The sequence below is a fragment of the Pseudoalteromonas sp. MEBiC 03485 genome, from assembly GCF_004195145.1.
Taxonomy (GTDB): domain Bacteria; phylum Pseudomonadota; class Gammaproteobacteria; order Enterobacterales; family Alteromonadaceae; genus Pseudoalteromonas; species Pseudoalteromonas apostichopi.
The window spans coordinates 111,936-131,062 of record NZ_SGBT01000002.1 but is presented as its reverse complement, the minus strand read 5'-3'; the positions used below and the strand labels follow the sequence as shown (position 1 = coordinate 131,062).

Genomic DNA, 19,127 nt, shown 5'->3' with positions numbered 1-19,127 from the left:
TATTAGTTAGCGTAAGACTAATAATGAACAAACCATGGAATGGAGTTATGAAATATAACGTACTACTTTTATCTATTTTTGGCTGTTTATTTGCCTATTTATCTATACCCGTTATTGGTTATGGATCAGCTATTGCGATTCCAACTGAAGTACTCTCAGCCCTTTATGACTTGTCACCTAACTTTGCTTTATCAATGGTTGATATCGTTACTTTAGGCCTTCCTTTATTAGCTTTACTTTTAGTGTTTTTACTCATTAGTAAGTCGCTGTATCTTAGAGACAAAGCGTATTCATATTTTATATTGCTGACACCATTTTTAGCGCTGCATTTATATTTTGCTCTTAACACCTTTTCTGCAAATATTGATAACACCACTTTACTGACTAGTTTGCCTAAGTATGTATTACTAGTGCTTTTTGTGGCGCTGTTTTCTACACATAAAAAACCGCGTTTTAGTTGATGTAAGTCATACGCGAAAGTTCAATATATAAGCTAATCTGTAATTAATCAGTGAACGAAGTTGGTAACACGATGAAAAAATTACTGCTATTAACAAGTGGGGGTGATTGCCCTGGGCTTAATGGAGTGATCAGAGCGGTGGTTAAAGCAGCCGAACATGATGGCGATTGGCAGGTGTATGGTAGCCGAAGAGCATATTGTGGTGTGCTTGAAAAACCAAATGATATTATACACTTAACTAGTGAAGTGGTGGCTGGTATTCATGTTCGAGGTGGAACAATTCTAGAAACAGTTAATAAAGGTAATCCAACTGCATTTCCTGCTGAAATAGCAGGTGAACAAGTGTTTATTGACCGCTCTGATGAGTTAATCAGTATTATTAAGCAACTTGGTTTTGATGCCGTTATTAATATTGGTGGTGATGGTTCACACAGAGTATCTCAGCATCTATTTGAGCATGGCTTAAATATTGTCGGCGTGCCAAAAACCATTGATAATGATTTATATGGCACTGATTACACAATAGGTTTTCAGACTGCTGTCGACACCGCCACAGAAGCCATTGATCGATTAATACCAACAGCACAAAGTCACAACCGGGTGATTGTAACTGAAGTCATGGGTCGCGATGCAGGTTGGATTTGTTTGCATTCAGCAATTGCAGCAGGCGCTGAAGTAGCCCTTATTCCAGAAATTCCTTACGATATTGAAGCGATTAAAGCAAAACTTAAATCACGTTTTGACAAAGGGCATGGATTTGCCAACATCGTAATTTCAGAGGGGGCTAAACCACTTGCTGGCAGTGTAGTGAGTAAACAATCAAATGAGTTTGGTTATGAAAACCCAATTCTTGGTGGTATTGCAGAGCATTTGGCTTCACAAATACGAGTCGCACTTGATCTAGATGTGAGAGTGACAGTACTAGGCCATATTCAACGCGGTGGTACACCTAATGCGTTCGATAGAGTATTAGCAGCCGAATTTGGTGTGCAAGCATTCGAGCTTGTAAAACATGGCCGATTTGGTTTTATTCCTGTCAGTAAAGACGGAGAAATTAAACCAATCAGTTTAAAAGAAGCTACCTCTGAATATCGTGTTATTCCTTTAGAACACTCGTTAATTTCAAGCGCTCGAGCAATGGGTATGTGCTTAGGCGAAGAGCTCAGTTAATCAAGCGAATTTACTATAACTGATAGTTTTAAAACGATTTTTTTAACAAGCTATCAGTTATAATATCAAACCTTCTATTCGTTTTATTTCTTTTGAACAAAACATGCTTTACAGCAAGTTATTTATTTAATGTAAAGTTATTTAAATATGGTTGATCTGTGCCTTTTTTAGTTTAGAATGATCGTTCACTCTAAACTAAGGAAATACACATGCAGCGCTCTCGCATTCCATTTTTTGCAGTGTCAGCTTTGGCTGGTGCTGTTTTATTATCAGGCTGCGGCCAATCAGAATCGGCTCAAGGGCAAACGCAGGCAGCTCAAGCTGTACCTGTTGGCGTTATTGAGATGCAAAGCAAACCTCTTACGCTAACTAAAGAATTACCAGGTCGTGTTGCTGCTTCACGTATCGCGCAAATTCGTCCGCAGGTTAACGGTATTATCCAGTCGCGTATGTTCGTTGAAGGTGCTGAAGTTGAAAAGGGCCAAGCCTTATATCAAATTGATCCGTCTACATTTGAAGCTGAAGTAGCTACCAGTAAAGCTGCTATTACTAAAGCTCAAGCAAGTATTGCTAATGCCAAAGCAAAAGCTGAACGTTACAAAGAGTTGTTGAGTATCAAAGCTGTAAGCCAACAAGATTATGATGAAGCAGATGCTGCATATAAAGGTGCAAAAGCAGACTTACTAACAGCTCAGGCGCAGCTTAAAACAGCTGAAATTAACTTGAACTATAGCAAAGTATTAGCACCAATTAGCGGCCAAATTGGCAAATCAGATGTAACAGCAGGTGCCCTAGTTAGCGCTAATCAAGCAACTGCGTTAGCAACAATTACTCAGCTAGATCCTATTTATGTTGATTTAACTCAATCGAGCAGTGAATTAACACGTTTGAAAAAAGCGATCGCTGCCGGTGAGCTTGATAAAGATGCTGCTTTACATTCAAAAGTTGAATTAAAGATGGAAGATGGCAGCACTTATCAACATAAAGGCACGTTACAATTCTCAGAAGTAACGGTTGACCCAAGCACTGGCTCAGTCACCTTACGTGCTGAATTTCCTAATCCTGAAAAATTACTTCTGCCTGGTATGTATGTTCGCGCAGTGATTGTTGAAGGTGTCAAAAATGATGCGATTTTAGCACCACAGCGCGGTGTCAGTAGAAATACCAAAGGTGAGCCTACTGCCATGGTTGTAAGCAAAGACAACACCGTAGAAGCACGCGTGCTTAAAACTGATCGTACTGTTGGTTCAAACTGGTTAGTGACAGACGGCCTAAACAATGGCGATAAGTTGATTGTTGAAGGTTTACAGAAAATCCGCCCAGGTGCACCAGTCAATGCAATGCCTGCAGAATCAGCAGCTAACAGCCAGTAACGGAGAAACTTAATGTCACGATTTTTTATTGATCGGCCCATATTTGCATGGGTACTTGCTATCGTAGTTATGCTGGCAGGTATCTTAGCAATTAGAAGTTTGCCAGTTGCGCAATATCCATCAATTGCACCGCCTGCAATTAGTATTCAAGCCTCATACCCTGGTGCGTCGGCCCGTACTCTAGAAGATACGGTTACACAGGTTATTGAACAAAAAATGAAAGGGCTAGATGGCTTGCTCTACATGTCGTCAACGTCAGAATCTAATGGCTCAGCTACTCTAACGTTAACCTTTACTGCGGATACAGACCCAGATATCGCACAGGTTCAAGTACAAAACAAGCTGTCGTTGGCAACACCGTTATTACCAGAAGAAGTACAACGTCAAGGTGTATCCGTTGCTAAATCTGCACGTAACTTCCTAATGGTTGTAGGATTTGTTTCTGAAGACGGTAGTATGAATAATATCGATATCGGTGATTATGTTTCATCAAACGTGCTTGATATTATCTCTCGTGTTAACGGTGTCGGGGAAGTACAGCTGTTTGGTTCTCAGTATGCAATGCGTATTTGGTTAGACCCAGCTAAATTACTCAAGTACTCGTTAACTCCTGCTGATATTAGTGCAGCAATCAGTGCCCAAAATGCACAGGTTTCGGCAGGTCAACTGGGTGCATTGCCAGCAGTGAGTGGCCAGCAACTTAATGCGACAGTGACTGCACAAAGCCGTTTACAAACACCTGAGCAATTTAGAAATATCTTTGTAAAAACTAATACTGATGGTTCAGTTGTTCGTTTAAGTGACGTTGCAGATGTTGAACTAGGTGGTGAAAACTACGGTGTTGTAGCTCGTTTTAACGGTAAACCTGCATCAGGCTTAGGTGTCAAGCTTGCCAGCGGTGCTAATGCACTTGATACAGCAGATGGCGTAAAAGCTGCACTTGCAGAGCTTGAGCCTTTCTTCCCTGAAGGCTTAAAAACGGTTGTTCCCTACGATACAACGCCATTCGTATCACTTTCAATTGAGAAAGTTGTCAGTACGCTGATTGAAGCTGTTGTGCTGGTGTTCTTGGTAATGTACTTATTCTTACAGAACTTCAGAGCAACACTTATTCCTACTATTGCAGTGCCTGTGGTACTGCTAGGTACGTTTGCTATCTTACAGGTTTTTGGCCTCTCTATTAATACCTTAACTATGTTTGCTATGGTGCTTGCCATTGGTCTACTGGTAGATGATGCAATCGTCGTCGTTGAAAACGTTGAACGTGTAATGACCGAAGAGAACTTGTCTCCACTTGAAGCAACACGTAAATCAATGGACGAAATCAAAGGTGCGCTTGTTGGTATTGCGATGGTACTCTCAGCAGTATTTGTGCCTATGGCGTTCTTCCCAGGCTCAACCGGTGTTATTTATCGCCAGTTCTCAATTACCTTGGTCACAGCGATGAGCTTATCAGTACTGGTTGCATTGATTTTAACGCCAGCGCTTTGTGCGACCATCTTAAAACCAAGCCATGTTCACAATAATAAATCATTTATTGGTCGTTTCTTCCTTGGTTTTAACCGTGGTTTTGATAAAACAAACTCGGGTGCGCAAGGTTTTGTGTCTCGCATGATCAAACATAGTAAACGCTATTTACTTATTTACGGTTTAATCGTGGGTGGCATGGTGTTTATTTTCTCACAATTACCATCGGCATTCTTACCAGATGAAGACCAAGGTATTTTGTTTAACCAAGTAAGCCTACCTGCAGGTGCGACAACAGAGCAAACCTTAAAAGTTGTTGAAAAGATGGAACATCACTTCTTAGAAGATCAATCAGAAGCGGTTAAATCTATCTTTACGGTAACAGGTTTTAGCTTTGCAGGTTCGGGTCAAAACGCGGCAATCGGTTTTGTTGGTTTAAAACATTGGGATGAGCGTCAGCGCCCAGATCTTTCAGTGGGGGCGGTTGCTGGTAAAGCCATGGGGTACTTCTCAACGATTAAAGAAGCATTCGTGTTTGCTTTTCCACCACCAGCTGTTGTTGAGCTTGGCACTGCAAATGGTTTTACATTATACCTTCAAGACCGAGTTGGCTTAGGTCACGAGAAATTACTTGAAGCACGAAATATGTTTTTAGGTATGGCTGCGCAAAACCCAGTACTATCAGGTGTACGTCCTAATGGTCAAGAAGATAAACCAGAGCTTGAGCTTGATATAGATTTAGCGAAAGCAGAAGCGTTAGGTCTTACTCAAGCAGACATCAATAACACGTTATCGACGGCCTGGGGTAGTAGCTATGTAAATGACTTTATTGACCGTGGTCGCGTGAAAAAAGTGTACCTACAAGGCACACCTGAATCGCGCATGGTGCCAGAAGACTTAGACAAGTGGTATGTACGTAATGCAAATGGTGACATGGTACCATTTACTGCGTTTGCTCATTCATATTGGACTTATGGCTCACCGCGTCTTGAGCGCTATAATGGCTTCTCTGCGATGGAAATCCAAGGTGCTGCAGCGCCGGGTTACAGTACTGGCCAAGCGATGACCGAAGTTGAAAAAATGGTTAAGAAGTTACCCCCTGGTGTGTCGTTCGAATGGACAGGTATTTCATATGAAGAACGTTTAAGTGGTGGTCAAGCACCATTACTTTATGCACTTTCATTGCTGGTTGTATTCTTATGTCTAGCGGCGTTATACGAGAGCTGGTCAGTCCCTGCGGCAGTTATGCTGATTGTACCGCTAGGGGTATTTGGTGCTTCGATTGCCTCATTTGTATTTAACTTATCAAATGATATTTATCTACAAGTTGGTCTATTAACCACTATTGGTCTTGCATCAAAAAATGCCATCTTGATTGTAGAGTTTGCTATTCATAAAATGGATGAAGGTATGAAGCTTGTCGATGCAGCAGTGGCAGCCATTCGCCTGCGTTTACGTCCAATCTTTATGACATCAATGGCATTTGTGTGCGGTGTACTACCTCTTGCAATTGCATCAAGTGCAGGTTCAGGTGCACAAAATGCGCTAGGTATTGCTGTTATTGGCGGTACACTCGCGTCATCGACCATAGTTGTGTTGTTTGTGCCATTGTTTTTTGTACTAGTGCGTCGTGTATTCCCAGGCAAAACAAAGTCAAACAATGAGGAGCAGGCATAATGAAAGTAAAACTTATCTCAGTGTCTGTTGCTGCACTTATGTTATCTGCCTGTAATATGGCGCCAGATATGGAGCAACGTGAATTACCCGTTGCACAAAACTATGATATCCAAGGTACAGCAGGTGATATCAATGCACTAAATTGGCAGTCATTTTTCAGTAATACGCAACTTCAACAGTTGATTGCGCTAACACTTGAAAACAACAAAGACATCAAAACTGCTGCACTAAATGTGCAGCAGGTAAGAGCAATGTACCAGATTGAAGATTCAGCGTTATACCCAAGCATTGATCTAAATGCGTCGGGTACGCGTCAGCGTCTTCCTGCTGATTTATCTGGTACTGGCCAAGCAACTATTTCTGAAAATTATTCAGCTACAGTTGGCTTAACTGCTTATGAAATTGACCTTTGGGGTAAAGTACGTAACCAATCTGAACAAGCTTTACAAAACCTCTATGCAGCTGAATATAGTTTAACCAGTGTGCGCATTAGTTTGATTTCAGAATTAGTGAATGCATGGCTTAACTATGCGACGGACAAAGAGCTATTGGCGCTCGCCAACGAGACTTTAAAGTCTCAGCAAGAGTCTTTAGAGCTAACTCGTAAAACATTTGCTCTTGGCGCTGCTTCTCAGTTAACGCTATCACAACTTGAGAGTACTGTGGCAACGGCTAAGGTCGATATTGCGAATTATCAGCGCTTGTTAAAGCGCGATAAAAATGCGCTCGACTTTTTAGTGGGTAAAACCGTCACTGCGGATTTATTACCAACTGAAAGTATAGATGATGTACTGAGCTTACCAGATGTGCCGGTTGGTTTGCCGTCAGAACTGCTTACTCAACGACCAGATATTAAGGCTGCTGAGCATGATTTACTTGCAGCCAATGCAAATATTGGTGTGGCAAAAGCGGCATTCTATCCAAGCATCAGTTTAACCGCGAATGCGGGTACGGCTTCTGCTGACTTAAGTAATCTTTTTGATTCAGGTTCAGGTACATGGAGTTTTGTACCATCTATCAATTTGCCTATTTTTAACATGGGCCGCAACCAAGCTAACCTTGATGTTGCACAATCTCAGCAAGAAATAGCACTAACCAGCTATGAGCAAACCATACAGCAAGCATTCAAAGAAGTCTCTGATGCCCTTGCTGACCGTGAAGGTTATATGCATCAGTTAGATGCCCTCAATGACTTGTATCAAAGTAATGAGCTATCTTTTACTTTATCGGATGCTCGTTTTCAAAAGGGCGCAGACAGTTACTTGCAAGTATTGGACGCACAACGAAATTGGTACAGTGCAGGGCAACAGTTAATATTGGGTAAGCAAGCGTATCTGGCGAGCCAAATTCATTTGTATAAAGCACTCGGTGGCGGCTGGAATGCACAAAAAGCTGTGCAATAAATCTGCAAAAGCATAATTTATTTAAGGTTTTGCAGGTTCTTAGTTGTTTTGACTCTCCGCAAAGATTAAGATCCTGTAAACCTTGTTTAAATTAAAGTTAACTGTAGTCAGTAAAGCTTGGAGAAACCATGACGCAAAAAACGAAAAGACACAATGACCCTGCTCTTGCCGAAGCAAGACGTAATCAAGTGCTCTGTGCCGCGGCTGATTGTTTTCGACGTAAGGGCTACCATGGCGCAGGAATGGCGGAAATTTCTAAAACCGCAGGCATGAGCGCTGGCCATATCTATAATTACTTCGCCAGCAAAGAGGCAATTATAGAATCAATTGTCGAACGTGACATGGAAGAAATGTTCTCAATTTTTAAAGAATTTGCAGATAAACCCGGCGATCGTGTCACTGTATTGCTTGATGGCCTGGGTAGAGGTGTTGAACGCCATACCGATTTAAATCAAGGTGCTCTTGATTTAGAAATGCTCGCAGAAGCTGCACGCAATGAAAAAGTGGCTAACTTATTACGTGAGTCAGATAGCCATGCTCGTGATTCTATGCGTGACTTATTAGTTGGTGACAGAGGGCCTTTACAAGGGACGGCACTTGATGAAGTGAATGCTCGTATTGAAGTTATGTTTTCTGTGATGGGCGGCCTTTTACTGCGTAAAATGCTCAACCCTGACCTCGATACTGATGAGTTACTAAAAGCTCTTCGCCCCGCAATGAAAACTCTATTGTTACCATTTGAATAGAGCGCTCATTAAAAGCGCTCTATAGACCATTGGATTGCCATAATTGCAATTAGCACTGATCCTGCTGGCATAATGGCTTTTTTATACCAGGGATTATTTCTAAGTAGCATTAGTAGCGGTAAACAAATGGCTAAAATAACGAGTTGACCTATCTCAACCCCTAAATTAAACGCTAAAATACTCATTAGCTGGTATTCATTCGATAAGCCAAGCTCACCTAACACACTCGCAAATCCCATACCATGCAATAGACCAAAGCAGAAGGTGATCCAACCTAAACGTACAATCATCGGCCAGATGTTATTAACGGCAGCAAATAAAACTGAAAGCGCGATACCTAATTCTACCCAACGTGTGTTTGGCGATATGATATTCATTGCAGTTGCTGTGAGGGTCATTGAGTGAGCAAGCGTAAATGCAGTGATGATCCACGCTGTATCGACAAGGATTTGTTTTTTTGACTCGACACGTTGCCACTCACCTTGCTTACGCACCAATACACAGCCAAGCAATAGAGCGATTAAAAACAAAATATGATCTGTGCCCATCCAAATATGTAATATGCCTTGCTGTACATATTCAACAAATGTTGTGATAAAGCTTTGCTCTTTAAAGTTGATAACTTGTTTTGGCGTGTTTTCTGTAAACACGCGGCTTGAGTTAGCAATAGCAGCAATTGCTTGATGATGCTCATCTAATTCAAACAAGGCAGTGTAATTAATCGTTATTGAACTATCAGAAGGGCAATCTACTTGTAGTGGCACATGAATGTACGATTGATTAAAGTGGTTATTCACGCTGAGCTCACCTTCAAAAGCGATCTTGCAGCTTAGTTGTTGCTGTAAAACAATCAAATGGCTATTTAGATAGTTAAAAATTGCTTGCTGCTGAGAGGTAATTTCATGCCATGCAATTACATTATCCTGATTTTTATCGAAGTTTACTGCTTTATCGAGATCAGTCACAGAGGCTTGCCAAGAGCCAGTTAATGAAAGTGTATGACTCGTTTGTTGTTCTAAAGTAAGGTAAGCGGTGCTTTGCTGGTGGGCATAACTGGTAAAACTAAAAATCAATAGAAATAGCGTAAACAACAACGACTTTTTCATTTTTATTCCTGAGATAATACAGGCGGGCAAGTCTTATGCTCGAATGACCGCATTTATTTAAGATAAGTAAAAAGGGGCTGTTACTATAGCAAGTACAAAGGTTTAACGGCTAGGTCATCTGTCTTAGAAATAGTGGCTTTGCTCGTGTTTTAATAATGAATCTTTAGGCTGTGTATGGTTAATTAACATTAAGTTTAGCTGTATAAATAATTTCACTTGGGGAGCCTGATTGTGAACCGCCAGTCGGCTCGCGGCTTATCGCTAGCAACGCAATATTTTGCGGTTTAAATAATGCATTGCGGGCAATTTCTTTGCTATCTGTTTTTGGTAATAAAACAATAGGAATAGCGTTGGGGTAGCCTTTTAAACGGATCCATAACTGGTAGTCATAATCAGTTTGTATACTCATATCACTAGCCGCTTTAAGTAAAATACTGTGATCGCTTATATCTAAATTCCAAAGAGACTTATTTGATGAATCATAAAATGTAACTGAATGACTGATTTTATCGCTAAATGACTCTTGCGGTTGCCAAGTAATCAAAACCAATACAACGCACGCCGCAGAGGCAATAGCAGCCCAAGCATTAAAAATTAAAAAGTTAAAGCCTTTTGCTTTCTTTTCTGCCGGTAAAAGTATCGGGTCAATTCTTTTTGATATTTTATCCCATACTTGTTGATCGGGTGGGTTAGATTCAATCGCGTTTTCTAAATTTTTTATATACCTTTGCCATAATGAGGTTGCGTAGCGAGCTCGTGGTGAGGTTCGCATTAAGCGGCTAAATCTATCTCGGGCATGGCCATGTAATGTGCCTAGAACGTATTCTGCTGCAAGAAAATTAAGTAGCGTGTGGTCATCGTATTTCATAACGAATTAGGCTCAGGATTGATTTAAGTTTTTAAAATAAGCTTCACTAAATATAAATGTCTAGTGTGCTTAACTTTAATTTTAGACTATTAGAGAAAGCCAGCCTTAAAACTTATGATATTTTGCGTATGTAAATAATTGTAAGTTATTCAAAAAGTTGTGAAAAAATGTCCTAAACTTAAAGGGTATGTTTTCAGTTTGAATCTAAGTCATTGATTTTAAAAAGCCAATAGTGTTTAACAAGTAGATTTAACTGGAGTGAAATTTGCATTGTTCTATTCAATTAGAATAACAAGGAGTGATTATGTGGGCAGCTTTTAGTTACTTGGCACTAGCGATTGTATTTATAATTGCGGCTATTATGGTTGAAACTGTGTATTTTGCGCTGTTCTTTTATTGGACTGCTCTGTCGTTGCTTTTAGTTAGCGGCGCTTACTTTTTTAATATCGCACGTATTTTCAGAAAACGAGAAAACGGAGTGATACCCATCTACATCCGTTGGGCATTTATTCCCTTTTTGTTGGGAGCACAACTTTATAACGCATGGTCGAGAAAGCACGACAAAGTTCCGCCACTACAACAAATTAATGAACATTTATTTTTAGCCTGTCGGTTATTTCCTTCAGATATAGACTCAATGAAAGAAATGGGTATTACGGCTATTTTAGATGTAACATGCGAATTTGATGGCCTTGAATGGTCTTCAACACAAGAGAATATTCGTTATTTAAATATTCCTGTACTTGATCACAGCGTACCTACTCGTGCCCAATTACATCAAGCCATTAATTGGATTGACCATCAAGTAAAAGCAGATAGACGTGTCGTTGTGCATTGTGCACTGGGTCGAGGACGCTCAGTATTTGTAATGGCAGCTTACTTACTTAGCCAAAATAAAGATGCAGACGTACATCAAATTCTCGCACAAATTAAAGAGACTCGACAAACAGCCAATCTAAATAAGCGTCAGCTGCGTCATCTTGTTCGCCGACATCGCTCTGGTGACTTATTAATAAAGAATAAAGCCGTACTTATTGCTAACCCAGTATCAGGCACAAAGCTTTGGGAATCAAAACGTAAGCAAATAACATCACGCTTATCTGAGTATTACGATTTAACCGTTTATACAACTTCAGAAGAAGTCGATGGTACTCAACTAGCAAAAGAAGCCCTAGAGTTAAGCCCTGATGTGGTTATTGCTTGTGGTGGTGATGGTACAGTAACTGAAGTTGCAAGTGTGCTTGTTAATACTGATTGTAAACTAGGCATTATTCCTTTGGGTACTGCTAATGCGCTTGCCCATGTTTTAATGGGTATTAAGTCTAAACTTATACCAGTAGAGCAGGCTTGTGAGCTCATTATTGAAGGTCAAGATAGTCGTATTGATACTGCAGTTTGTAATGGCGAGCGTATGTTGTTACTAGTGGGCATCGGTTTTGAACAAAAGATGATCGAAAAAGCGCATCGAGATGCAAAAAATGAGTCAGGTCAACTGGCTTATTTACAGGGCTTTTGGCAAGCATTAGGCGAGCATGAAGCGCAAGACTACGATGTTACCATTGACGATAACGAGCTGAAAACCATTAATACTACAAGTTTAATCATTGCCAATGCCGCGCCATTTACCACGTTACTTGCTCAATCTGCAGGGCAGCCAGATCATCAAGATGGTTTACTTGATGTAAACTGGTTAACACCCAGTGCCGACTCTAAAGCGAGTACTTTAAGCATAGCGGAGTTAGTGTTCTCAAGTATAACTCAAACTAGTTTCGCAATTAATAGTCATCACACAAATGCTAAACGAGTGACTGTGAGCGCAGAAGGTGGATTGAGCTACGTTATTGATGGTGAGGTAAAAACAGCGGATAAACTAGATGTTGAGATTTCACCGAAATCGCTTTCGGTGATTGTAGCTGCTGAAGATTAGCAATGATTACTTTTTAATGCTTTTCCACTGGAAAGAGCCATCATCGGCATGGTCACTATTGATAATGGTATCAATATATAACTGTTCTACTTTTTCACGTGCCCAGGGGGTCTTTCGTAAAAATTTAAGACTCGACTTTACACTTGGGTCATTTTGAAAGCAGCGTACATCGACGTGCGCTGCCATCCCGTCCCAACCAAGTTTTTCTACCAGTTTAGTAACTATGTCAGCTAATTTAACGCCATGTAATGGATTGTTTGGTTGATTGTCCATGATAAATCTTAGGTTATTTGCAACCGCGCAATAGTAACCTATATGCTGGTTTTAAGCTAATTGACATGAATCGTTTTAGCTTTTTTCGGATAAATAATCTCGCCATTAGCATTAAGTCTTAGCCAAGCTAAATCACTGTTTGAAAAATTAGGCTGTTTGGCGGTGCATATTAACGTAATGTCACCAACAGAAATATAAGCACCTTCGGTATAGCGTTTATTTTCATACCAACAGACTTTTTGGTTGTTCAATGCTTCTTGACCGTCGAGCACAATCACTGGATTTTCCTTTGCTAGTGCTTTATTTAAAAATACTAAAATAAACAATGTGCTTAACAGTAAAATTTTCTTTAACAAAATACCTCTCCCGTTGGGCAGATTTGTATAACTACACTAAGCTTATGACAAGGAATAAATAATAAAAAGGTGAACACATGCAATTTGATAAAAATATGATCGACGAACTAACCCTACTTGCAAAATTTCCTCGTAATTCACAAATGCAGGGAATTAAAATTCACTCCGATGCCGAAAGTTCAATTAGAGATGCAGCACAACGTCTTTATGATAAGGGCATTACTGACAGCCCAGATGGAGGCTACTTAACTGATTTGGGACTAGATTTAATTAACCATGTGAGTGTGATTAACTCAGCGCTTAGATAACAAAAATACAGGCCCGAAGTGTTCGGGCCTTTTTCATGAATAACCGAAAAGCTTAAATTGCATCCGGCTGATTTTGTGGTGCAGCATCAATAAATGCATCAAGCTTATTACATTGCTCATAAACTGCGGCAATTTTAGGGTACTTACTCATATCAACCTTAAAGCGCAGAGCATTAAATACTTGCGGCACTAAGCACACATCAGCAAGCGTTGGTTTGTTGCCCACACAAAAGGTGTTCGCTTCATTGAGAAGTTTTTCGATACTCTCAAAACCAACTTCTACCCAATGTTTATACCAGGTGGTTTTTGCCTCTTCGTCAACACCAAGATCGTTAGCTAAGAACTTTAATACGCGCAAATTATCGATAGGGTGGATATCACATGCTACGGCATAACATAAATTGCGTATTTGAGCTTTTTGCCAAGCATCTCCAGTTAAAAGAGGTGTTTCAGGGTGGGCTTCTTCAAGCCATTCTAAAATAGCCAGTGATTGCGCAAGTACACCTTGTTCAGTTTCAAGTGCTGGCAATAATCCTTGAGGGTTTTTTGCTAGATACTCGTCGCTTTGCTGCTCTGATTTTAATAAATTTACAGTCACCAACTCGTGATCAATATTCTTTAAATTAAGAGCAATGCGTACTCGGTATGCAGCTGATGAACGAAAATAGCTATAAAGTTTCATTATGCGTCCTGTTTACCAGTGAAATATTTTTTAATCGTGCGCCAACAGTCTGTGTAGTTAGGCTGACGCTCTTTGCCTTCAAGGGCATATTTAGTTGGTGAAATAACGTAACGCGATTCGAACATAAATGCCAAGGTGTTTTCGTAACGTTGTGGTTCAAGCTCAGCATTTGATGCCTTTTCAAACACATCGGCTTCAGGACCATGTGGCGACATGCAATTATGTAAGCTAGAACCGCCTGGTACAAAGCCATGCTCTTTAGCATCGTAAACGCCTTCAATTAAGCCCATAAATTCACTCATAATATTACGGTGGTAATAAGGTGGGCGGAAGGTATTCTCAGCAACCATCCAACGCGGCGGGAAGATAGCAAAGTCGATATTAGCAACCCCTTCTGTTCCCGATGGTGATGTTAATACGGTGAAGATTGATGGATCAGGGTGATCGTAACTTACAGTATTCATTACATTGAATCTTGCAAGGTCATACTTATAAGGGGCGCTATTACCTGTCCAAGCTACGACATCTAAAGGAGAGTGACCAATATCACAGCGGAACATATTGCCGTTGAATTTAGCAACCAGTTCGAAATCACCTTCAATATCTTCATAAGCTGCTACAGGGTAGTGGAAGTCACGATCATTTGCATAACCGTTTGCACCTACAGGGCCGCGCTCAGGTAAAATATAAGCATGTCCGTAGTTTTCGCAAATATAGCCTCGGGCTGTATCAGTAAGCAAATCAACAGCAAATTTAATCCCTCGAGGAATAACAGCAATTTCACCAGCACGAACTGTTAGTTTTCCGCACTCTGTTCTTAGTAACAGTTCACCTTCTTGCGGTACAAACAGCATTTCACCATCAGCATTATAAAAGTAACGGTTTTGCATTGATTTATTAGCGACATAGATATGAATACCAATACCTGTTTGTGCATTGGCACTGCCGTTGGCAGCCATAGTAACTAAACCATCAATAAAATCAGTTGGCTCTGCTGGAATTTCAATTGGATCCCAACGTAGCATTGTCGGTGGTGTTGGCACTTCTGTTATAGGTGCTGTACGAATAAGGCCATTGTCGATTGGCGTGTAATCACCTTGTACTACTGATGGGCGAATGCGGTAAAACCAAGTACGTCGGTTATCTGCACGAGGCGCTGTAAATGCCGTTGTGCTGAACTGCTCTGCATATAAATCGTATTTTACTTTTTGTGGGCTGAATTGACCGATAGGTAATGCACCGGGTAATGCTTCGGTTTCAAATTCATTACCAAAGCCTGTCATATATTGTAATTCGTTATTCATCACTAGACTCCTGAAAGGTTTTAGGTAAGATACTCTCATGTGAGACTAAATTCAAACCGCACTGAATTTGCTTGTGTAAATATTTTTTGACAGTAGTGTAACCATGACAATAGATAAACAGCCAAAGCTCGATTTACAGCAGTTCTTACCTTACTCATTAACCAATATTGCAATGCAGATGAGTGAGCAATTTAGTGAGCTATATCAAAAGCAGTTTGATTTAACCGTGCCACAATGGCGAGTAGTCGCGAATCTTGCTCAATACGGTGAATGCACTGCTAAACAGTTGTGTGATATGGCACAAATGGATAAATCAACGGTGTCCCGTGCAGTAAAGTCGTTATTAACAAGAAACCTTATTGCAGCAAAAGCGAACCCAACAGATAAACGCGCAAACCTGTTATCGTTATCAGAGGCAGGAGTAGGTTTGCATAAACAAATTGTTCCACTAGCAAATGAGTGGCAATCAAGTTTAGTCAGTGGCTTAGATAGCCAAGAAATTAAACAATTTATGAACACTCTTATTAAGCTTTCCAGTCACTTAAATAAAAATGTGTAAATCTGTAATCAAGGCTTTATAGCAATTGATTTAGACAATCGATACGTATATGATAATGGCTATCATTTACAATTAGAAATTTGGATGTCCCCCCTATGAAATTAGCGTTAAACACCGTTAAAACACTAGGTCTTAGCCTAGTATTAGCATCTACTTTTATTGCCCAACCTGTATTGGCAAATGGTCCAATTGGTGAGCACGTTAATCATCTAAAAGAAAATTTAAAAGATTACTCAGAAGACGTTGAGTGGATGATCGGTAAAGTTGACACCATGGTTACCGATTATGAAACAAAAGGCCCAAAAGCGGTTAAAAGCGATGATTTAATTGAATACTGGGAGTCAGTTAAGTTTCACAGTGCAATTGAAACTAATTATGTGCCGGTTTATGCATCAATCTGGCAAGGTATTTATGGTATCAAAATGGCCATTGATGATAAAAAGCCAGCAAGCGAAGTTCGTGAGCACCAAAAGGCCTTAAATGCTGCCTTGTGGCAGGGTCTTGGAGCTGTTAAACTTGCTGCCGATTTTCAGCAAAAAGGCTTATTAAAAGCTGTAAAAGCAACTGCTTCTGAGACAATGACGCAAAGCGCTACTATCGATGAGATTAAACACAAATTAGATCGTGTTGTTGCAAAATATGCAGAACGTTTAAGCGATGAAGCAACACAAATCGTACACGATACTTACCTTCATTTATTCGAGGGTGTTGAAGGTACACTTATTGAAAAAGATGCGAAGTTAGTAGAAGTTCTCGAAAAAGATTTTAATGTAACCCTGCCAAAAGCTATTTCTGATAAAGGGTCTGTTGACCAAGTACGTGCAGTGGTTGTTGATATGCAAGAAAAACTAGATCGCGCTAAGGTGTTACTAGAAGAAGCCGAAAAAGCACGTAAGGATGTATTTTAGTGAAGCGTAGGACCTTTATTCAAGGCCTGGCTGCGTTTGGGGTAGTGGGCGCAATGCCACTACCTCTTTCTCGTGCCTTTGCAGCCTCTGCTGCAAGCCCAATTTCAGTGAAAGACTTACCAGCCCTTGAGGGTGACCTAACATTATATTTAGGCCGTGGTGAAGGTGGTTTGTACGAAAACGTACTGCAATCAATTCAAAAGAAAAACCCAAAACTTAATTTAGCTATTCGACGAGGGCCAACAGCTGCATTAGCCAACATGATTGTGGCTGAAGCGAAAGCAGGTGTAAAACGTGCTGATTTATTTTGGGCGGTTGACTCAGGTGCTATTGGCTTAGTAACAGACGCGGGTCTAGCTAAACCTTTACCATCTGACTTAGTAGCGCAGTTACAGCCGCAGTTTCGTTATCCTGGCTGGGCACCAGTGACAGGCCGTATTCGTACATTGCCTTATAACACTAAGCGTCTAAGCAAAGAGCAGATCCCAGATAGTATAATGGCAATTGCTGACAGTGATTTATCAATTGGTTGGGCACCTGCTTACGCATCTTTCCAATCATTCGTGACGGCAATGCGCATACTTGAGGGGGATGATAAAACAGCTAAATGGCTTAAAAAAGTTCAAAAACGCTCTAAAAATTATGCTGGTGAACTCGGTGTCGTCATGGCTGTTGAACGTGGCGAAGTGGATATTGGCTTTGCTAACCATTATTACACATTACGCCTTAAGGCAGGTAAACCGGATGCTAACCTTGATCTTGCTTTTACAAATCAAGATGCAGGTTGTTTAGTTAATGCATCGGGTGTCTTATCGCTGACAGATAATCCTAATGCAATGAATTTTATGCGTTACTTACTAAGTTCAGAAGTACAAAGTTACTTAGCTCGTGAAGCATATGAAATCCCATTGATCCAAGGTATTGACCAGCCAGCTGGGCTACCTGCGTTAACTGATATTTCACCTCCGAAAATCGATTTAACTCAATTGGCAGATTTAAGGCCAACTCTCGACCTTATGCGCAGTAGCGGTGTTTTATAATGCGCATACCTGCTTCTTATCCCATGGCGCTGCTTGCAGCGCTTTTGGCATTAGTGCCAGTATATATTTTAATCACTTTAGCCAGTGATGCGGCTGCTGTTTTTGATAGTCATAATTTAAAAATTCTTGGTAACACCTTATCACTTATGGTGTTAACGGTAATAGGCTCTATTTTAATTGGCGTGCCTCTGGCGTTTATTAGTGCTTATGTTCAACTTCCATTTAAAAAGCTTTGGCTTGTTCTGTTTGCAGCTCCGCTTGCAATCCCAAGCTATATTGGTGCGTTTACTTTGTATGCTGCATTTGGTCCCGGCGGTGAGATAAATCAGCTGTTGGGCTTTAAAACGCCCCCTATGTATGGGTTAACTGGTGCTGCCATTGTAATGACGCTATATACATTTCCGTTTGTAATGCTTACAACGCGTTCGTCTTTACTGAGCCTTGATGCGAGCATGGTTAATGCCGCGCGTACATTAGGTATGTCGATGCCGATGAGTGTATTTAAAGTAATACTGCCACGCGTAATAAATGGGATTGCTGCGGGTTCATTATTGGTTGCACTTTATACTTTATCAGATTTTGGTACGCCAGCTATGATGCGTTTAGATACCTTTACTCGTGTAATCTATGTTGAATATAACGCATTCGGTTTAAGCCGCGCAGCTATGTTGTCGCTACAATTAATGGTGATAGTTGGCTTTTTACTGTTCATTGAGTCACAAATTAAAACAGCATCTGAGCGCCATGGCAGACCGCTGATGTTATTCCCATCTAACGGTCAAAAATTAGCAATGCTGGTGACTTTTTTGCCTGTTTTGGTACTTGCGATTTGTTTGCCGTTAGCCATTTTTACCCTTTGGCTTGCCCGTGACGGTGTTGCTGATTTTGATTTTAGCATAGCTTGGAATTCGGCTTATGCGTCTGGTATTGCAGCTACTGTGGCTGTTGTTGTTGCAGTACCTGTAGCCCATGCTGCATTAAGCGGCAAAGTAGGGCGTATTATGGAACGGGTAACTTATTTTGGTTTTGGTATTCCGGGTATCGTGATGGGTACTGCTCTTGTGTATGGTGGCCTGCAATTGCCGCTTCTATACCAAACTTTAGCCTTATTAGTGATTGCCTACGTATTGCGTTTTTTACCGCTGGCGGTTGGTTCTGTGCGTACCAGTACTGAACATTTAGATTCCAGCTTAATCAAATCAGCACGCGTTCTGGGGGCAAGCCCTCGCGAAGCATTTATGCGTATTACCTTGCCTTTAACAATGCGCGGTATCATTGCCGGTGCCGCCTTGGTATTTTTAGAATCAATGCGAGAACTTGAAGCTACGTTGTTACTTGGTCCTACAGGGTTCGAAACCCTATCAACCTATTTATGGCGTGTTTATGAAGCCGGTTACTTTGGTCGTGCTGCAATACCTGGCTTATTGTTGGTAGTGATATCAGCATGTGGCTTAGCTATAATGCTCTCAGGTGAAAAACGCAGTCAATTAGAACATTAAG

The 19,127-nt window shown here is 40.7% G+C and carries 18 protein-coding genes; 12 read left to right on the top strand and 6 right to left on the bottom strand.

From position 1 onward, the window contains the following. Positions 1 to 47 precede the first annotated feature (47 nt). The 6 genes from EVU92_RS17445 to EVU92_RS17420 all read left to right on the top strand — a co-directional run bounded on the left by EVU92_RS17445 (position 48) and on the right by EVU92_RS17420 (position 8,296). Positions 48 to 461: a hypothetical protein gene (locus EVU92_RS17445; RefSeq protein WP_130052440.1), complete on the top strand. Its 414-nt coding sequence runs from the start codon at positions 48 to 50 to the stop codon at positions 459 to 461. A gap of 71 nt (positions 462 to 532) precedes the next feature. Beyond that, positions 533 to 1,630 carry an ATP-dependent 6-phosphofructokinase gene (locus EVU92_RS17440; protein ID WP_130052439.1) on the top strand — a complete coding sequence of 366 codons (1,098 nt, stop codon included), beginning with the start codon at positions 533 to 535 and terminating at the stop codon, positions 1,628 to 1,630. A gap of 209 nt (positions 1,631 to 1,839) precedes the next feature. After that, on the top strand, positions 1,840 to 3,003 hold the full coding sequence (locus EVU92_RS17435) for an efflux RND transporter periplasmic adaptor subunit (protein ID WP_130052438.1): 1,164 nt from the start codon (positions 1,840 to 1,842) through the stop codon (positions 3,001 to 3,003). 12 nt (positions 3,004 to 3,015) lie between these two features. Further along, on the top strand, positions 3,016 to 6,147 hold the full coding sequence (locus EVU92_RS17430; RefSeq protein ID WP_130052437.1) for an efflux RND transporter permease subunit: 3,132 nt from the start codon (positions 3,016 to 3,018) through the stop codon (positions 6,145 to 6,147). Next, positions 6,147 to 7,550 (top strand): efflux transporter outer membrane subunit, encoded by a 1,404-nt coding sequence (locus tag EVU92_RS17425; RefSeq protein WP_130052436.1) that lies wholly within the window; start codon positions 6,147 to 6,149, stop codon positions 7,548 to 7,550. The genes EVU92_RS17430 and EVU92_RS17425 overlap by 1 nt, the downstream gene beginning before the upstream one ends. A 128-nt stretch (positions 7,551 to 7,678) precedes the next feature. Then, on the top strand, positions 7,679 to 8,296 hold the full coding sequence (locus EVU92_RS17420; protein ID WP_130052435.1) for a TetR/AcrR family transcriptional regulator: 618 nt from the start codon (positions 7,679 to 7,681) through the stop codon (positions 8,294 to 8,296). Between the two features lie 8 nt (positions 8,297 to 8,304). Here the strand turns inward: EVU92_RS17420 and EVU92_RS17415 are convergent, their stop codons facing one another. Continuing rightward, entirely contained in the window at positions 8,305 to 9,402 is a 1,098-nt protein-coding gene (locus tag EVU92_RS17415; RefSeq protein WP_130052434.1) for a HupE/UreJ family protein, read from the bottom strand. Between the two features lie 178 nt (positions 9,403 to 9,580). Continuing rightward, a complete protein-coding gene (locus EVU92_RS17410; RefSeq protein WP_130052433.1) occupies positions 9,581 to 10,270 on the bottom strand; it encodes an anti-sigma factor in 690 nt (229 codons plus the stop codon). Between the two features lie 304 nt (positions 10,271 to 10,574). Between EVU92_RS17410 and EVU92_RS17405 the strand changes: the two genes are divergently transcribed. Next, positions 10,575 to 12,197, top strand: a complete 1,623-nt coding sequence (locus EVU92_RS17405; protein WP_130052432.1) for a diacylglycerol kinase family protein — start codon at positions 10,575 to 10,577, stop codon at positions 12,195 to 12,197. 6 nt (positions 12,198 to 12,203) lie between these two features. On the opposite strand, the gene EVU92_RS17400 is transcribed toward EVU92_RS17405, so the two are convergent. Beyond that, on the bottom strand, positions 12,204 to 12,470 hold the full coding sequence (locus tag EVU92_RS17400; protein ID WP_130052431.1) for a VF530 family protein: 267 nt from the start codon (positions 12,468 to 12,470) through the stop codon (positions 12,204 to 12,206). Positions 12,471 to 12,526: 56 nt separating this feature from the next. Then, positions 12,527 to 12,826: a DUF1496 domain-containing protein gene (locus EVU92_RS17395; RefSeq protein ID WP_168990036.1), complete on the bottom strand. Its 300-nt coding sequence runs from the start codon at positions 12,824 to 12,826 to the stop codon at positions 12,527 to 12,529. 77 nt (positions 12,827 to 12,903) lie between these two features. Between EVU92_RS17395 and EVU92_RS17390 the strand changes: the two genes are divergently transcribed. Next, positions 12,904 to 13,134 (top strand): TIGR02647 family protein, encoded by a 231-nt coding sequence (locus EVU92_RS17390; protein WP_130052429.1) that lies wholly within the window; start codon positions 12,904 to 12,906, stop codon positions 13,132 to 13,134. A 52-nt stretch (positions 13,135 to 13,186) separates the two neighbouring features. Here the strand turns inward: EVU92_RS17390 and maiA are convergent, their stop codons facing one another. After that, a complete protein-coding gene (gene maiA / locus EVU92_RS17385; protein ID WP_130052428.1) occupies positions 13,187 to 13,816 on the bottom strand; it encodes a maleylacetoacetate isomerase in 630 nt (209 codons plus the stop codon). Continuing rightward, complete coding sequence (gene hmgA / locus EVU92_RS17380; RefSeq protein WP_130052427.1) at positions 13,816 to 15,120, bottom strand: homogentisate 1,2-dioxygenase; 1,305 nt, start codon at positions 15,118 to 15,120, stop codon at positions 13,816 to 13,818. Before hmgA ends, maiA begins: the two co-directional genes overlap by 1 nt. A 103-nt stretch (positions 15,121 to 15,223) precedes the next feature. Between hmgA and EVU92_RS17375 the strand changes: the two genes are divergently transcribed. The 4 genes from EVU92_RS17375 (at position 15,224) to EVU92_RS17360 (ending at position 19,126) form a co-directional block, all read left to right on the top strand. Next, positions 15,224 to 15,679, top strand: a complete 456-nt coding sequence (locus EVU92_RS17375; RefSeq protein ID WP_130052426.1) for a MarR family winged helix-turn-helix transcriptional regulator — start codon at positions 15,224 to 15,226, stop codon at positions 15,677 to 15,679. A 95-nt stretch (positions 15,680 to 15,774) separates the two neighbouring features. Next, complete coding sequence (locus EVU92_RS17370; protein WP_130052425.1) at positions 15,775 to 16,587, top strand: hypothetical protein; 813 nt, start codon at positions 15,775 to 15,777, stop codon at positions 16,585 to 16,587. Further along, positions 16,587 to 17,627, top strand: a complete 1,041-nt coding sequence (locus EVU92_RS17365; protein ID WP_130052424.1) for an extracellular solute-binding protein — start codon at positions 16,587 to 16,589, stop codon at positions 17,625 to 17,627. The genes EVU92_RS17370 and EVU92_RS17365 overlap by 1 nt, the downstream gene beginning before the upstream one ends. Beyond that, positions 17,627 to 19,126 carry an iron ABC transporter permease gene (locus EVU92_RS17360; RefSeq protein ID WP_130052423.1) on the top strand — a complete coding sequence of 500 codons (1,500 nt, stop codon included), beginning with the start codon at positions 17,627 to 17,629 and terminating at the stop codon, positions 19,124 to 19,126. The genes EVU92_RS17365 and EVU92_RS17360 overlap by 1 nt, the downstream gene beginning before the upstream one ends. Position 19,127 lies beyond the last annotated feature (1 nt).

Bases quoted from the DNA above. Each gene is read 5' to 3' on its own strand.
- EVU92_RS17445 (WP_130052440.1), top strand. From the start codon at position 48: ATGAAATATAACGTACTACTTTTATCTATTTTTGGCTGTTTATTTGCC.
- EVU92_RS17440 (WP_130052439.1), top strand. From the start codon at position 533: ATGAAAAAATTACTGCTATTAACAAGTGGGGGTGATTGCCCTGGGCTT.
- EVU92_RS17435 (WP_130052438.1), top strand. From the start codon at position 1,840: ATGCAGCGCTCTCGCATTCCATTTTTTGCAGTGTCAGCTTTGGCTGGT.
- EVU92_RS17430 (WP_130052437.1), top strand. From the start codon at position 3,016: ATGTCACGATTTTTTATTGATCGGCCCATATTTGCATGGGTACTTGCT.
- EVU92_RS17425 (WP_130052436.1), top strand. From the start codon at position 6,147: ATGAAAGTAAAACTTATCTCAGTGTCTGTTGCTGCACTTATGTTATCT.
- EVU92_RS17420 (WP_130052435.1), top strand. From the start codon at position 7,679: ATGACGCAAAAAACGAAAAGACACAATGACCCTGCTCTTGCCGAAGCA.
- EVU92_RS17415 (WP_130052434.1), bottom strand. From the start codon at position 9,402: ATGAAAAAGTCGTTGTTGTTTACGCTATTTCTATTGATTTTTAGTTTT.
- EVU92_RS17410 (WP_130052433.1), bottom strand. From the start codon at position 10,270: ATGAAATACGATGACCACACGCTACTTAATTTTCTTGCAGCAGAATAC.
- EVU92_RS17405 (WP_130052432.1), top strand. From the start codon at position 10,575: ATGTGGGCAGCTTTTAGTTACTTGGCACTAGCGATTGTATTTATAATT.
- EVU92_RS17400 (WP_130052431.1), bottom strand. From the start codon at position 12,470: ATGGACAATCAACCAAACAATCCATTACATGGCGTTAAATTAGCTGAC.
- EVU92_RS17390 (WP_130052429.1), top strand. From the start codon at position 12,904: ATGCAATTTGATAAAAATATGATCGACGAACTAACCCTACTTGCAAAA.
- maiA (WP_130052428.1), bottom strand. From the start codon at position 13,816: ATGAAACTTTATAGCTATTTTCGTTCATCAGCTGCATACCGAGTACGC.
- hmgA (WP_130052427.1), bottom strand. From the start codon at position 15,120: ATGAATAACGAATTACAATATATGACAGGCTTTGGTAATGAATTTGAA.
- EVU92_RS17375 (WP_130052426.1), top strand. From the start codon at position 15,224: ATGACAATAGATAAACAGCCAAAGCTCGATTTACAGCAGTTCTTACCT.
- EVU92_RS17370 (WP_130052425.1), top strand. From the start codon at position 15,775: ATGAAATTAGCGTTAAACACCGTTAAAACACTAGGTCTTAGCCTAGTA.
- EVU92_RS17360 (WP_130052423.1), top strand. From the start codon at position 17,627: ATGCGCATACCTGCTTCTTATCCCATGGCGCTGCTTGCAGCGCTTTTG.